We start from the raw sequence: 14,479 nt of genomic DNA, 5'->3' as shown, positions 1-14,479 counted from the left end.
ATACATCACGCTATATAACTCCCCAACTACGATGTAGATACCCTCAATATTAACTAGTACACGCAAATATATGACACGTATGATAACAGACTTAAAGAGTAAATATTCATAAAGCCATTACCCATACTTTATATACCAAGTACGCTCCATCTTCCATACCTTTGTAAAAAAATTATCAATGTCAACATATAGTATATCTGTAGAAGGAACTTCTAACCCTGCTATTAAAAAATTTCAGGCAGATCAGTTTCTAGTTAATCATAACAGCTACGAATTTAAAAATATAGATGAAGCTGCAAATTCGCCGCTTGCTCAACAGTTATTTTATCTTCCATTTGTAAAGACAGTATATATTACTCAAAACTTTGTTGCTATAGAAAAGTACAACATTGTAGAGTGGATAGATGTACAACAAGAAGTTGCAAATCAAATAGAAGACTACTTAAATGATAATGGTCTTGTTATTATAGAAGATGTTGCTGCAAAGAAAATACCAGTAACAGTTTATGCAGAGTCTACACCTAATCCATCTACACTTAAGTTTGTTGCAAACAAGAAGCTGGTTACTACAGCTTTTGAGTTTAAAAGTATAGATGACACGGCAAATGCTCCTATGGCCAAGGCTTTGTTTCACCTTCCTTATGTAAAAGAAGTGTTCTTTGATGAAAACTATATTTCTGTTCAGAAGTATGATGTTGCAGAGTGGGATGAAGTTGTTACTGAAACTAGAGAGTTTATACGTGATTACATTCAAGATGGAAAAGAAATTGTAACAGCTGCTCAACTTAAAACGCCACAGCAAGCAGAAGCGATTGCCGAAGAAAAGTTTGAGACTTTAGACGATATTTCTAAGGAAATAGTAAACATTATTGAAGAGTATGTAAAACCAGCAGTTGCAAGTGATGGTGGTAACATTATGTTCAAAAACTACGATCCAAAAACACAGAACGTTTCTGTAATTCTTCAAGGAGCTTGTAGTGGATGTCCTTCAAGTACATTCACACTTAAAAATGGTATTGAAAACATGCTTAAGCAAATGTTACCTGGAAAAATAAATATGGTAGAAGCTATCAACGGATAGAAAATACTTCTTCTAAAGTAGAATAACCCTAATACTTCACTAAGAAGTGTTAGGGTTTTTTCTTATAATTTTTTTAAAATTATTGGACTCTAAGCAAATATCTAGTACTTTGTGAGACAATCAATTATACATTAAATTCATCAATCATTATGAAAAAAACATTAGCCTTATCAATAGGCCTTTTATTTAGCGCTGGCATGTTACTAGCCCAAAATAATGCAGACTTAACAACAACTCAATCCATCCCTACTTCAAAGATTCCAGTAGATCCTAATGTTAAAGTAGGTAAACTTTCAAATGGACTTACCTATTACATTCGTAATAATGGAAAACCAGAAGATAAAGTAGAGCTACGTCTCGCGGTAAATGCTGGTTCCATTATGGAAACGGAAAGACAATTGGGACTTGCTCACTTTATGGAGCACATGAACTTTAATGGAACGGAGAATTTCAAAAAAAATGATCTTGTAGATTACCTACAAAGTATAGGAGTAAAATTTGGTGCAGATCTTAATGCTTACACAAGCTTTGATGAGACCGTCTACATCTTGCCTATTCCTAGTGATGATCCAGAAAAGTTAGAAAAAGGCTTTCAGATTATCGAAGATTGGGCTCACAACACTACCTTATCTGAAGAAGCAATAGATGGAGAACGTGGAGTTGTACTAGAAGAGTTACGCTTACGTCTTGGCGCGGATGAACGCATGCAACGCGAGACTTTGCCAAAACTTATGTATGGCTCAAAATATGCAGAGCGCCTCCCTATAGGAACCAAAGAAAATCTAGAAAACTTTACTTACGAAGATGTTCGTAATTATTACAAAACGTGGTACCGTCCAGAGCTAATGGCCGTCGTTGCAGTTGGAGACTTAGATGTCGCTACAATGGAGCAAAAGATAAGAGACCATTTTGGTAAAATACCAACTTCAGAAAGTGCTCAAGAGCGCAAAAGCTACCAACTCCCTAATCACAAGGAAACTTTAATAGCCATTGCATCAGATAAGGAAGCTGCATTCAGCCGGGTGAATGTAATGTATAAAGATCGTAAAAATTCAGAACCTTCAGAAACAATTGGAGATTTTAGAGAAGGGCTAGTACGCAATCTTTTTTCTCAATTGATTAATAATCGTTTGAGCGAACTAAGAAATAGCGCTCAACCCCCTTTTGTTTTTGGATTTTCATTTTATGGAGGCACCTTTGCACGTACAAAAAATGCCTACCAATCTATAGCACAGACCAGTGCAGAAGGTCAACTAGAAGGACTTAAAGCGTTACTAATGGAAAATGAGCGGGTAAAGCGTTATGGCTTTCAGCCGAGCGAGCTTGACCGTGCCAAAATGAGTATAATTGCACGTTTAGAAAAGTCATATAACGACAGAGATAAACTAGAAAGTGGACGTATCGTAGGACAATACGTAAGCAATTACCTAAACAAACAGCCTATTCCAGGTATTGAGTGGCAGTTTAAAACCACTAAAGATTTATTAGAAGGAATCACTATTAAAGAAGTAAGTGAGCTTATTACTTACTTTATACACGAGGATAACCGTGTAATCACCCTCACTGGGCCAGAAAAAGAAGGTCTAACTCAAGTAACAGAAGAACAAGTACTCGCTCTTATTAAAGAGGTGGAAAATGCGGAAATTACAGCTTATGAAGATGAGGAAATACGCAACTCACTTATTGAAAAAATGCCAGCTCCTGGAACTATAGTTTCTACTACTGAAAATAAAGATCTAGGAACTAAGACTATGACACTCTCAAACGGTGCAAAAGTAACTATCAAAAAAACAGACTTTAAGAATGATGAAATTCTATTTTCAGCTTTTAGCCCTGGAGGAACAAGCTTATATTCTGATGAAGAAATAATAGCTACAGCCTTTGCAAACCAAGGACTTTCACAAGCTGGAATAGGTGGACTATCACTTACCGATATGAGTAAATTTATGAGTGGCAAAATTGTTAATGTGTCACCTTTCTTAACAAAAGGAGCCGAAAACTTTAGAGGATCTGCCGCACCAAAGGATCTGGAAGTACTTTTCCAGATGGTACATTTATACTTCACAGACCTCAATAAAGATGAGGAAGCATTCAACTCTTTTGTTTCAAAACAAAAAAGCTTTTTAGGTAACCTAATGGCAAATCCTAATTTCTACTTCCAAAGTCAAGTAAGCGATAGACGTCAAGAAGGAAATCCACGTTACACGGGATTCCCAACTGCTGCAAAATATGAAGCTGCAGACTATGACCTGGCCTATAAAAAATATCAAGAGCGTTATGCTGATGCCGGAGATTTCCACTTTTTCTTTGTAGGCAATGTAGAAGAGGAGGCGGTTTCCGCTTTCGCGAGTGCGTATTTAGCACCACTCCCAGGCCTAGGTAGTAATGAGAATTTTATACCAACAAAATTTAGAGAAAAAGATGCATACGATAAGTTTGTTGTAAACCGTGGCAAAGACCCAAAGAGTTCTGTATCTATAGCATGGAGAGAAGAAATAGACTATGATCCAGATACAGAGATGGCTGTTAAAGCACTAGGAGAGGTTCTCACAATTAAGCTAGTTGAAAAACTACGTGAGGAAGAAGGTGGTGTCTACGGTGTAGGTGCTAGAGGATCGTTAAGTAAGATTACTTTTTCTGATATGGATTTTAGTATTTCTTTCCCTTGTGGTCCAGAAAATGTAGAAAAACTAACAGCTGCCGCTCTCGCCGAAGTAGAGAAAATTAAAAAAGACGGCGTGACTCCAGAAGATCTTGCTAAGGTTAAAGAAACCTACCTAGTACAGCATAAAGAGCAAATTAAAACTAATAATTTCTGGCTCACCAGTCTTGTAAGTAAATATCAAGAAGATCGTGATGACAATTACATTCTTGGTTTTGAAAAAGCTGTAGCAAAACTAACGGCAAAAGATATTCAAGACGCAGCACAACGTTTTCTAGATGACAAGTATTTTATATCTGTCCTTATGCCTGAAGAAAACTAAGTTCAATACTTATAGAATACAAAAACCCGATTGTTTTGTAACAATCGGGTTTTTTATGTTTATTCCTGTATAAATATTTCAATTGTTACTCCAGAGCAACGTTCTATTTAAAAGCATTTTCACCTGTGATATCTAAACCGGTTATAAGAAGGTGAATATCATGTGTTCCTTCATAAGTGATTACACTCTCAAGATTCATCATATGGCGCATGATGCTGTATTCTCCAGTAATCCCCATACCACCTAGGATCTGACGTGCTTCGCGAGCAATTTTTATTGCCATATCAACATTGTTACGTTTTGCCATTGAGATTTGAGCAGAGGTTGCTCTATCCTCATTTTTAAGCTGACCTAATCTTAGTGCAAGTAACTGTGCTTTTGTAATCTCTGTAATCATCTCTGCAAGCTTCTTTTGTTGCAATTGGAATGCAGCAATAGGCTTCCCAAACTGGATACGCTCTTTTGCATAACGCAATGCAGTATCATAACAATCCATTGCAGCACCTATAGCTCCCCAAGCAATACCATAACGTGCCGAATCAAGACAACCTAATGGCGCTCCTAATCCAGATTTATTAGGCAATAAATTTTCTTTAGGGACTTTTACATCTTGAAAGATCAACTCTCCTGTTGCACTTGCTCTAAGCGACCACTTATTATGAGTTTCTGGAGTAGAAAATCCTTCCATTCCTCTTTCTACAATAAGTCCATGTATACGCCCTTCTTCATTCTTAGCCCATACTACAGCTACATCACAAAATGGACTGTTTGAAATCCATAATTTGGCTCCATTTAGAAGATAATGGTCTCCCATATCTTTAAAGTTTGTCACCATTCCACTAGGATTAGACCCGTGATCTGGCTCTGTAAGTCCAAAGGAACCCATAAATTCACCAGAAGCTAGTTTTGGTAAAAATTTATTACGTTGCTCCTCAGATCCATATTTCCATATAGGATACATTACTAGGGATGATTGTACAGATGCAGTAGATCGCACTCCAGAATCACCACGCTCTATCTCTTGCATGATAAGACCATAAGAAATTTGATCTAAGCCAGCACCACCATATTGTTCAGGAATATAGGGACCAAAAGCTCCTATCTCTGCAAGTCCAGGGATGATTGATTTTGGGAATTTTGCATCTTGTGCAGCTTGTTCTATTATAGGAGAAACGTCTCGCTTAACCCAAGCACGCGCTGCATCTCGTATTAACTTATGTTCTTCTGTTAAAAGGTCGTCTAGATTGTAATAATCAGGAGCTTCAAAAAGATCTGGTCTCATAGCATTTATTTTAGCGTAGTAAAAGTAACGAAAACGTTTTCACTGCCCAAAATTCCTACTACATTTTGAGATAGAAGTCTTTAACTAGAGAAATATAGTCATCTGTATAATCGTGACGTTTATGCTCTATAGTAAGCTCTGTGGTTTTAGGTACGCTTTCGCGAAAGCGGAATTCCATCAAACTCCTTTTAATAGGCGAAGTTGGGTTACCCTTTACTCGTGTAATTCTAGATGGAAATAAACCAGCTCGGGAACACAACAACACAAAGTCATCTTCTCTTTCAAATGGTATGATAACGTTAAACGCCCCATCTTCTGAAAGTAACTTTGCTACGGCACCTACGAGTAATTCAAAAGGCATTGACTCTTCTAAGCGTGCTTGTTCTCTAGCTTCTATAGCCGCACCATCCTTAGCAGATCGTGAACGCTGCAATGCTGTGGACTCATCATTGAGCGTCTCCATATAAAAAGGTGGATTGCACACAATGAGGTCGTACTCATCATCTATCTCTGCGGCAAATTCGTATAAATGTGCATGGTAACAAAAGAGTCTGTCTCCCCAAATGCTATTTTCAAAGTTTTCGGTAGCCTGCTCATAAGCGTTATCATCTAGCTCTACAGCGTCTACGGTCATAGCATCACTGCGTTGCGCAAGCATCAATGCGATAACACCAGTACCAGTGCCTATATCTAATATGCTATCTGGATACTGAGCCACTGAGGTCCAAGCGCCAAGCAATACACCATCTGTGCCTATTTTCATAGCGCAGCGATCCTGAGCTACCGTAAATTCTTTAAATTGAAAAGGTTTTAAAGACATCTACAGGTATAGATCAATCAATCCATCAGGAAGTTCAAAATGCATTTGCTTGTTCTCGCGGTCTACTTTCTTGATAAACTCGTCTACCATAGGTATAAGCACCTGACTACCATCTCTGTCAATTTCAAATATGGCTTGAGTGTTACTATCATTTACATATGTGATTGTACCTATCTCACCAAAATCTTTATCAACCGCAGTAAATCCTACCACTTCATGGAAGTAAAATTGATCTCCCTTTAACTCAGGAAGTAAATCTAGAGGCAAGTATAAGCCTGCACCTATCATATCATCTGCATCTTCTTCTGTATCTATATCTTCAAATTTTACCCGAAGCAAACTTGATTTATGTAACTGAGAAGACTCTATAAAATATGGCACAAGACTAGGACCAAAATCAATAAACACAGAGTCCATGTCTACATATATTTCTGGTTCGTCAGTATCAAGTTTAGCCAGGAGTTCACCTTTAAAGCTATACTTTCTAACTATTTTTCCGAGGTAGAAACAATCTTCTTTTTTCATAGGGTGTAAAAATACGGGATATCTTATAAAAAGATGTAAAAGTTAATCGATAAGCAATCGCACACAGCAAGCTTATTTTATAGGAGGCTTTACCTAATATTACGTAGTAATAAACTTAGACCATAAAAAATGCCCCAATAATTAAATTAGGGCATTTTCAAAATTTTGCGAAAGCATAACGCTTCCACTAGATTTTTTACTCTTCAGAATCTGAAGCTGCTGCTTCACCTTCTGCAGGTGCATCTTCAGTCTCTGCAACCACTTCTGGTTGAGCTGCTGCGATACGAGCCTCGTTTACAGCTTTTTCAGCTGCAAGAGCTTCTGCTTTTGCTTTTTCTTCTGCTTGAGAAAGATTTCCTTTCTTAGCTTCTACTTTACCAGCTTTCTCCTCTACCCAAGCATTGAATTTTTCTTCTGCTTGCTCTTCAGTAAGTGCACCTTTACGCACACCACCAGCTAGGTGATTTTTAAGCATTGCTCCTTTATAAGAAAGAAGACGCTTTGCAGTCTCAGTAGGCTGCGCTCCGTTTTGTAACCATGTTACAGCAAGATCAACATCAAGGTCAATGATTGCTGGGTTACTGTTAGGATTGTAAGTACCTATTTTTTCTAAGTATTTACCATCTCTCTTTGCGCGAGCATCTGCTGCTACAACCCAGTAAAAAGGTTTACCTTTCTTACCGTGTCTTTGTAATCTAATTTTAACTGACATAAAAGTTAATTTGTGGGGTACCCGACCCCGTTTTTAAATAAGTCTGCAAATATACTATAATTTTTCTGGCACTCATCACGTTATATCTTTAATATAAAGTACTTTTGCCCTCTATTTCTGAATTTTTATTATGCGTAATTTACTATTTGCTCTCATCTCTATTGTTACATTTATTTCTTGTAGTACTATAGAAGATAATACAGCTACATTTCAAGGTGTTCGTGATACTGTATTACTTCGTATTCCAGATAGTCGAGCAATTTTTGGTGAAGACGGAGATTTATTGATACGCGGAGAACTTGGCGCAGAAGTAATAAGCTTTCAAATACAAAATCAAGCACAAACTCAAATTACCTTCGGCGGTCAGAACAACCCTAGTGTTGCTACCTATATTAATAAAGATGGAAAGGTATTTACTACTGCATCATCCCAAGCTAGCGGTCTATTAGACTTTTCGTTTAACGGTAACAACGCAGTTTCTGGTGATTTTAAATTTATAGCTTTTACTCCGTCATTTGCAGATACTGTAGTATTTAGTAAAGGTGTTTTCTTCAAAGTACCTATCCTGACTCCGGTAGTAATTGAGCCAGAAATTGAAGTTATAAACGATAATTTTGAAGCTCTCATTAATACCACGGTTTTTAATTCTATAGTTATTAATCACGCTATCTCTGGCAATGTTCTTACGGTTCTAGGCCGTACATCTTCTACCAATATTGCTGTAAGTTTCCCTATAAACAGTACCCCCGAAACATATACACTAGGCACAAATCCTGACTTCTCCGCAGCCTATACTACTCCTTCTGGAATCTCAAATGCCATATCTGGCGAGATTACGATTATTTCTAATGATCAAGAAAATAACATTGCCGTAGGAACATTTAGCTTCATGACTGCTCAAGGCTTTTCAATTACTGATGGTGCGTTCACCATTAATTATTAGTAGAGCTGATATCCTATTATATCGCCTAATTTTAGTTTGCCCAACTAACAACTGATTACTTTAAATACCAAAAAACAACACTCTGCTATAGATAACCTTCTTAATTATCTATCGATTGTCGCTGCGTATAGTTTATGTATTGTCTTTACAATGGCAACAAACAACTCACAGCAGCTTCAATCACTTCCTATCTTATCATACTATTAAGACAATTAACATCGATTTACGTTAAAAGAAGCCAATTATAAATGTTTCTGGTTAAAGGTAGTTAAACTACTTATGTATAGTGTTTTATACTCATATCTTTACATCAACACTAACAACAAAAACATATATTATGAACTATACAGAAGAAGTTGCAAATAAATTAAATAGCCTATTAACTAAGTCATATGATGCAGAAGCTGGTTACAAGAAAGCAGCAGAAAATGTAAAAAATACTGGCTTAAAAAACTTTTTTCAAAATCGTGCACAAGACAGATATAACTTTGGACATGAAATTAAAGAAGAAGTAAGAAGTTTTGGACAAGAAGTAGATAAGGGAACAAGCTTCCAAGCAGACATGCACAGAGCATGGATGGACGTAAAAACTGCCTTTTCTACAGATGACGATGAGTCAACACTGGAAGAAGCAATTCGTGGAGAAAAAGCATCAGTAGAAGCATATAACGAAGTACTCGCAGAGACGTCACTTCCTAGCTCAACAAGAAACGTACTAGAGAAGCAGCGCAATAGCATCCAGAATGCATTGAACGAAGTAAAAACTCTAGAAGAGTGGGCATAAGTATGTTATGCAACCCAGATAAAATTGAAAATCCAGCCATAATGGCTGGATTTTTTTTGTGCATAAAAGTTGATAACTCATAGCCGTAATCTCATGTAAAAAGCACTAAAATGTAGTACTTTTCATATCCACTTTTTCTACGCCTATGTACCTTATTTTTGACACCGAAACCACAGGACTTCCTAAAAATTGGAATGCTCCACTTACAGACTCAGATAACTGGCCTAGAGCGATACAGATCGCTTGGCAGTTGCATGATGAGATGGGTAACGTCATAGAGCATCAAGATTATCTTATCAAACCAGATGGATTTGACATCCCTTATGATGCAGAGCGCATACACGGCATCTCCACAGCACTAGCCGAAAGAGACGGGATTGAACTTTCTGAAGTACTCTCAAAATTTAATATTGCACTCTCAAAATCAAAGTACGTAGTAGGTCAAAATGTAGGCTTTGATACAAATATCATGGGAGCCGAGTTTCACAGACTCAATATAGGGAATGACTTACAAGAATTACCAGTACTAGACACGTGTACAGAAAAAACAGCGACCTTATGCCAGCTACCCGGTGGACGTGGAGGCAAGTTTAAACTACCTACACTTACAGAACTACACAAGCACTTGTTTGGAGAAGGGTTTGGAGAAGCTCACAATGCCACGGCAGATGTAGAGGCAACTACGCGTTGCTTTCTAGAACTTATACGCCAGCGTGTTTATACAAAGGAAGAGCTAGATGTTGCTCCAGATTATTTTGATAGATTCTCTCAATCTAATCCGCAGCCTATTACTTTTATTGGGCTTAAGCACATAAATCTTAAAAAAGCTTCTGCAAAAATTGCTCAAGCGCTCGCTGCTCAAGATGATACTCCAGAGATTTCTAAGGCAGAGATAGAAGAAAATAAAGAACAGCTTTCTGATGTAAAGTTTGCTCACCTTCATAATCACTCACAATTCTCCATATTACAATCTACCGCAAGCGTTCAAGATATTGTAAAAGCTGCTGCACTACACAAAATGCCCGCTGTTGCTATGACAGATATGGGAAATATGATGGGTGCTTTTCACTTTACAAAAGCGGTAAAAAGTCATAACGCTTTCGCGAAAGCGGAAAACGCAAAACTCACAGAAGCTGGAGAAGCAGAAGAGCATGTGCCGCTTAAAGCCATCATAGGTTGCGAGTTTAATGTGTGTGTTGATCACAAAAACAAGAGCCAAAAAGACAACGGATATCAAATTGTCATTTTAGCCAAAAATAAAAACGGATATCAAAATCTCTGTAAAATGGCGTCTATAGCCTACACAGATGGTTTTTATTACGTTCCCCGTATAGACAAACAAGTTGTTGAACAATACAAAGAAGATCTTATTGTACTTACCGGAAATTTATATGGTGAAGTGCCAAGTAAGATTCTTAATGTAGGAGAAAAACAAGCCGAGGAAGCTCTTATTTGGTGGAAAGAACAATTTGGCGACGACCTCTATGTCGAGATCATGCGTCACGGGCAAGAAGATGAAGATCGTGTGATGCCTGTTTTAATTACGCTTTCGCGAAAGCATGATGTAAAACTTATCGCGTCTAACAACACCTTCTACATTGATAAGTCTGATGCAGATGCGCATGATGTTTTATTATGTGTAAAAGATGGTGAGAAAGTAGCCACACCAAAAGGTCGTGGTAGAGGATATCGTTTTGGATTACCCAATGACGAATACTACTTTAAGAGTGCAGATGAGATGAAAACGCTCTTTGCAGATGTACCAGAAGCCATTCTTAATGTACAAGAAGTAGTAAATAAAATCGAATCTTACGAGCTTGCTCGTGATGTCCTACTTCCTGCTTTTGATATTCCAGCAGAGTTTGTTTCTCCAGAAGATGCCATAGATGGAGGAAAACGCGGTGAAAACGCTTTCTTAAAACATCTGGTTTACGAGGGGGCAAAAAAACGATATGGCCAAGAGCTCTCTGAAGAAGTGGTAGAACGCTTAGACTTTGAGCTTGACGTTATTGAAAAGACGGGTTACCCTGGTTACTTCTTGATTGTAGAAGATTTCATTAGAGAGGCTCGCAAGATGGATGTATCTGTGGGACCAGGACGTGGATCTGCAGCGGGATCTGTGGCAGCATATTGTCTTTGGATTACAAATATTGATCCGCTTAAGTATGACTTACTTTTTGAGAGATTCTTAAATCCGGATCGTGTAAGTATGCCCGATATTGATATTGACTTTGATGATGAAGGTCGCGGGCGAGTAATGCAATATGTAATTGATAAATATGGTGCAAATCAAGTAGCGCAGATTATCACCTACGGTACCATGGCTGCAAAGTCATCCATACGAGATACTTCTAGAGCACTAGATTTATCATTAGGGGATGCAGATAGAATAGCAAAGCTTATCCCTACGATGAGTAAGCTTAGAAAGATTTTTGGCAAAACAGATGCAGAGCTACGCAGTGCCTTTAGATCTGATGATTTACCTAAAGTACAAGAACTAATTACCCTAGAACAAGCCGACAATCTTGAAGGCCAGATGCTACGTCAAGCAAGACAGCTTGAAGGATCTGTACGTAACACGGGAATTCATGCCTGTGGTGTGATTATTACGCCTAGTGACATTACAAACTTTGTCCCTGTAGCACTTGCTAAAGATTCTGATCTCTACGTAACACAATTTGATAACTCGGTAGTTGAGGAGGCTGGACTACTAAAGATGGATTTCTTGGGTCTGAAGACCCTTACTTTAATAAAAGACACTGTAAAACTCGTCAAGTATAGACATGACGTAGATCTCGATCCAGAGAATTTTCCTCTTGACGATGAAAAAACGTATGAACTTTTCCAGCGTGGTGATACTGTAGGGATATTTCAATATGAATCACCAGGGATGCAAAAGCACATGCAATCGCTCAAACCTACCGTGTTTGAAGATCTTATTGCAATGAATGCGCTTTACCGTCCTGGACCTATGGAATATATTCCATCTTTCGTAAGAAGAAAGCATGGTGAAGAGGAGATAGAATATGACCTTCCTGCCATGGAAGAGTATCTAAAGGAAACGTACGGTATTACTGTCTATCAAGAGCAAGTAATGCTACTTTCTCAAAAGCTAGCCGACTTTACAAAGGGTGAGGCCGATGTACTTCGTAAGGCAATGGGTAAAAAGCAAATTGCCGTTCTTGATAAAATGAAGCCTAAATTTATAGAGCAGGCTTCTGCCAAGGGGCATGATCCAGAAAAACTAGAAAAAATCTGGAAAGACTGGGAAGCATTTGCCGCTTATGCATTTAACAAGTCACACTCTACATGTTATGCGTGGATTGCTTATCAAACTGCTTACTTAAAAGCCCACTACCCTGCCGAATATCTTGCTGCTGTACTTTCTAACAACATGAATGACATCAAGCAAGTAACGTTCTTTATGGAAGAGGCAAAACGCATGGGTCTTGAAGTATTAGGACCTGATGTGAATGAATCTTTTAGAAAATTCACAGTAAACGATAATGGTGCTGTACGTTTCGGGATGGGTGCTGTAAAAGGTGTAGGTACTGGAGCTGTTGCCACCATTGTTGAAAATAGAAAGGATGGAAATTATAAATCTGTCTTTGACTTTGCACGACGCGTAGATTTACGAGCCGCAAATAAAAAAGCTTTCGAAAGTCTAGCGCTAGCTGGAGGTTTTGATGAAATGGATGGAGACACACACCGAGCTCAATTCTTTAATCACGACGGAGATAACATTACCTTTTTAGAAAAAGCAGTAAAATATGGTGCGCGTTACCAAGAAAATGAAAATAGCTCTCAGGTAAGTCTCTTTGGAGAATCTAGCGAAGTTCAAATACCAGAACCAGAAGTTCCTCCATGTGAGGAATGGGGAACTATGGAAAAACTAAAACGTGAGAAGGAGGTAGTAGGAGTATATATCTCAGGCCACCCGCTAGATGACTTCAAAACAGAAATGGAAACGTTTTGTAATGCAACGGTGTCAAACTTCCACCAGATGGAAGCTTATATTAACAGAGAGCTCACCTTTGGCGGTGTAATATCTGATGTACAACATCGTGTATCAAAAAATGGAAAAGGATGGGCTTCCTTTATAGTAGAAGACTTTACAGACACCTTTGAGTTTAGAATGTTTGGAGAGGAGTACCTCAAGATGCGTCACTTTTTGATTCCTAACAGTTTCATACACGCAAAAGTGTTTATAAAGGATGGATTTACTAATAGAGAAACTGGTAGAAAGAGTGATCCAAGAACGCAGTTTAATAGCATCCAGCAATTGCAGGATGTGATGGAAACAAATGCAAAAAAACTAACCATTAATATCGATATTAATGAGGTTGCAGAGGCTCGCATAGAAGAAATAAAGAATATTCTTGACCTACATGTGGGTGAGGCTAAACTTCACTTTCAAGTCTTTGAACCACTTGAAAAACTCTTTGTGAAAATGCCCAGTAAGCGCATAAAAGTAAAAATCTGCCAAGAACTTCTTGACACTTTAGAAGAGAATAGCGTCCATTATAAACTCAACTAGTTACGCTACATTACGTGGAGCTACTAGCTCCCTTCGTACAAGTATAGTCACTTCCTCCTTGTAGCTCTCTGTCTGCAATGTGTAGGTGAACGCTTGTGGGTACTCGTTACTTTCGACACTTTGTATACTTGCTTGATGCAAAAGAAATGTTCCATAGTTGGGGTAGCCTAGGTATTTACAGAGCATCTCTATCATCTTTGCATTTGGCGATAGCTCTTCATCACCTCCATCTTCTAGATAACTGTTGTAGTAATTAAGAAGTGTTCTTCTTGAGATTTGATAATTACACTCACACCAGAGACTATTTGCTAGGTGATCTGCCCATTGTGTTTTTGTGTTTCCGGGGGTTTCTGTTTGCGCTTTCGCGAAAGCGGACAAAACAATTTTTCTAAACATCATAATGGTAGTTTTTGTTTCTAAATCATTCTTATATTTTTTTCAATTAGGGATTGGAAAGTATTTTCCATCGGTTTTCCATCTAGCACTCTTAACAAGCTAGATATTTACGTATCTAAAAGATAATCAGCACACAAAGAACGATAAATAGCATTAGGTTTCATAAAGGAAATCCATAAAATGCATCATATTTCTTTGTTTGTTAAGATTTTTCTTACAAAAAAATATAACCCTGAAACATTAAAATTATGAAAGCAACAATTTACATCTTAGCATTTTTATTTATGGGAGTTACATTTACAGCATGTACTCCAGATACCGTAACAGAAGAAAGTGACCACATAGAAAGCACTTGGGGAGAGGATGATAACAATGAAGAAACAGAGGAAGATAAAGATGGTAATTAGACTATTTC

11 protein-coding genes are annotated in these 14,479 nt (G+C 37.9%); 6 read left to right on the top strand and 5 right to left on the bottom strand.

Going from position 1 to position 14,479, the window contains the following annotated elements; genetic code table 11:
- Nucleotides 1-178: 178 nt before the first annotated feature.
- Entirely contained in the window at nucleotides 179-1,081 is a 903-nt protein-coding gene (locus ACJJVW_RS08715) for a NifU family protein (RefSeq protein WP_013750336.1), read from the top strand.
- Between the two features lie 149 nt (nucleotides 1,082-1,230).
- Nucleotides 1,231-4,065, top strand: coding sequence for a M16 family metallopeptidase (locus ACJJVW_RS08710; protein WP_405251356.1), 2,835 nt, complete (start codon nucleotides 1,231-1,233; stop codon nucleotides 4,063-4,065).
- Nucleotides 4,066-4,168: 103 nt separating this feature from the next.
- Here the strand turns inward: ACJJVW_RS08710 and ACJJVW_RS08705 are convergent, their stop codons facing one another.
- The 4 genes from ACJJVW_RS08705 to ACJJVW_RS08690 form a co-directional block, all read right to left on the bottom strand.
- Nucleotides 4,169-5,347 (bottom strand): acyl-CoA dehydrogenase family protein, encoded by a 1,179-nt coding sequence (locus ACJJVW_RS08705; RefSeq protein WP_339845453.1) that lies wholly within the window; start codon nucleotides 5,345-5,347, stop codon nucleotides 4,169-4,171.
- 58 nt (nucleotides 5,348-5,405) lie between these two features.
- Complete coding sequence (locus tag ACJJVW_RS08700) at nucleotides 5,406-6,167, bottom strand: tRNA1(Val) (adenine(37)-N6)-methyltransferase (protein ID WP_405251355.1); 762 nt, start codon at nucleotides 6,165-6,167, stop codon at nucleotides 5,406-5,408.
- Nucleotides 6,168-6,692, bottom strand: coding sequence for a ribosome maturation factor RimM (rimM, locus tag ACJJVW_RS08695; RefSeq protein ID WP_013750339.1), 525 nt, complete (start codon nucleotides 6,690-6,692; stop codon nucleotides 6,168-6,170). It abuts the gene before it with no gap.
- Between the two features lie 196 nt (nucleotides 6,693-6,888).
- A complete protein-coding gene (locus ACJJVW_RS08690; RefSeq protein ID WP_108877753.1) occupies nucleotides 6,889-7,404 on the bottom strand; it encodes a 30S ribosomal protein S16 in 516 nt (171 codons plus the stop codon).
- Nucleotides 7,405-7,534: 130 nt separating this feature from the next.
- On the opposite strand from ACJJVW_RS08690, the gene ACJJVW_RS08685 reads away from it, so the two are divergent.
- The 3 genes from ACJJVW_RS08685 (at nucleotide 7,535) to dnaE (ending at nucleotide 13,668) form a co-directional block, all read left to right on the top strand.
- The gene (locus tag ACJJVW_RS08685; protein WP_405251354.1) at nucleotides 7,535-8,347 is read left to right on the top strand and encodes a DUF6252 family protein; all 813 of its coding nucleotides are present in this window, start codon (nucleotides 7,535-7,537) and stop codon (nucleotides 8,345-8,347) included.
- 337 nt (nucleotides 8,348-8,684) lie between these two features.
- The gene (locus tag ACJJVW_RS08680) at nucleotides 8,685-9,131 is read left to right on the top strand and encodes a PA2169 family four-helix-bundle protein (protein WP_298322558.1); all 447 of its coding nucleotides are present in this window, start codon (nucleotides 8,685-8,687) and stop codon (nucleotides 9,129-9,131) included.
- Between the two features lie 145 nt (nucleotides 9,132-9,276).
- On the top strand, nucleotides 9,277-13,668 hold the full coding sequence (gene dnaE / locus ACJJVW_RS08675) for a DNA polymerase III subunit alpha (protein WP_405251353.1): 4,392 nt from the start codon (nucleotides 9,277-9,279) through the stop codon (nucleotides 13,666-13,668).
- Here dnaE and ACJJVW_RS08670 read toward each other — a convergent pair whose 3' ends face one another.
- Nucleotides 13,669-14,067: a hypothetical protein gene (locus ACJJVW_RS08670; protein ID WP_405251351.1), complete on the bottom strand. Its 399-nt coding sequence runs from the start codon at nucleotides 14,065-14,067 to the stop codon at nucleotides 13,669-13,671. It abuts the gene before it with no gap.
- Between the two features lie 245 nt (nucleotides 14,068-14,312).
- On the opposite strand from ACJJVW_RS08670, the gene ACJJVW_RS08665 reads away from it, so the two are divergent.
- Nucleotides 14,313-14,471 (top strand): hypothetical protein, encoded by a 159-nt coding sequence (locus tag ACJJVW_RS08665; protein ID WP_298322567.1) that lies wholly within the window; start codon nucleotides 14,313-14,315, stop codon nucleotides 14,469-14,471.
- The last annotated feature ends 8 nt before the right edge of the window (nucleotides 14,472-14,479 follow it).

This window comes from Dokdonia sp. Asnod3-C12, from assembly GCF_045063975.1.
Classification (GTDB): Bacteria; Bacteroidota; Bacteroidia; order Flavobacteriales; family Flavobacteriaceae; genus Dokdonia.
The sequence above is the reverse complement of the archived record's forward strand: the minus strand, read 5'-3'. Positions and strand labels throughout refer to the sequence as shown.

What these genes read in the sequence shown, in the direction of transcription:
- ACJJVW_RS08685 (WP_405251354.1), top strand. Translation starts at nt 7,535, where the DNA reads ATGCGTAATTTACTATTTGCTCTCATCTCTATTGTTACATTTATTTCT.
- rimM (WP_013750339.1), bottom strand. Translation starts at nt 6,692, where the DNA reads ATGAAAAAAGAAGATTGTTTCTACCTCGGAAAAATAGTTAGAAAGTAT.
- dnaE (WP_405251353.1), top strand. Translation starts at nt 9,277, where the DNA reads ATGTACCTTATTTTTGACACCGAAACCACAGGACTTCCTAAAAATTGG.
- ACJJVW_RS08690 (WP_108877753.1), bottom strand. Translation starts at nt 7,404, where the DNA reads ATGTCAGTTAAAATTAGATTACAAAGACACGGTAAGAAAGGTAAACCT.
- ACJJVW_RS08680 (WP_298322558.1), top strand. Translation starts at nt 8,685, where the DNA reads ATGAACTATACAGAAGAAGTTGCAAATAAATTAAATAGCCTATTAACT.
- ACJJVW_RS08710 (WP_405251356.1), top strand. Translation starts at nt 1,231, where the DNA reads ATGAAAAAAACATTAGCCTTATCAATAGGCCTTTTATTTAGCGCTGGC.
- ACJJVW_RS08715 (WP_013750336.1), top strand. Translation starts at nt 179, where the DNA reads ATGTCAACATATAGTATATCTGTAGAAGGAACTTCTAACCCTGCTATT.
- ACJJVW_RS08700 (WP_405251355.1), bottom strand. Translation starts at nt 6,167, where the DNA reads ATGTCTTTAAAACCTTTTCAATTTAAAGAATTTACGGTAGCTCAGGAT.
- ACJJVW_RS08670 (WP_405251351.1), bottom strand. Translation starts at nt 14,067, where the DNA reads ATGATGTTTAGAAAAATTGTTTTGTCCGCTTTCGCGAAAGCGCAAACA.
- ACJJVW_RS08705 (WP_339845453.1), bottom strand. Translation starts at nt 5,347, where the DNA reads ATGAGACCAGATCTTTTTGAAGCTCCTGATTATTACAATCTAGACGAC.
- ACJJVW_RS08665 (WP_298322567.1), top strand. Translation starts at nt 14,313, where the DNA reads ATGAAAGCAACAATTTACATCTTAGCATTTTTATTTATGGGAGTTACA.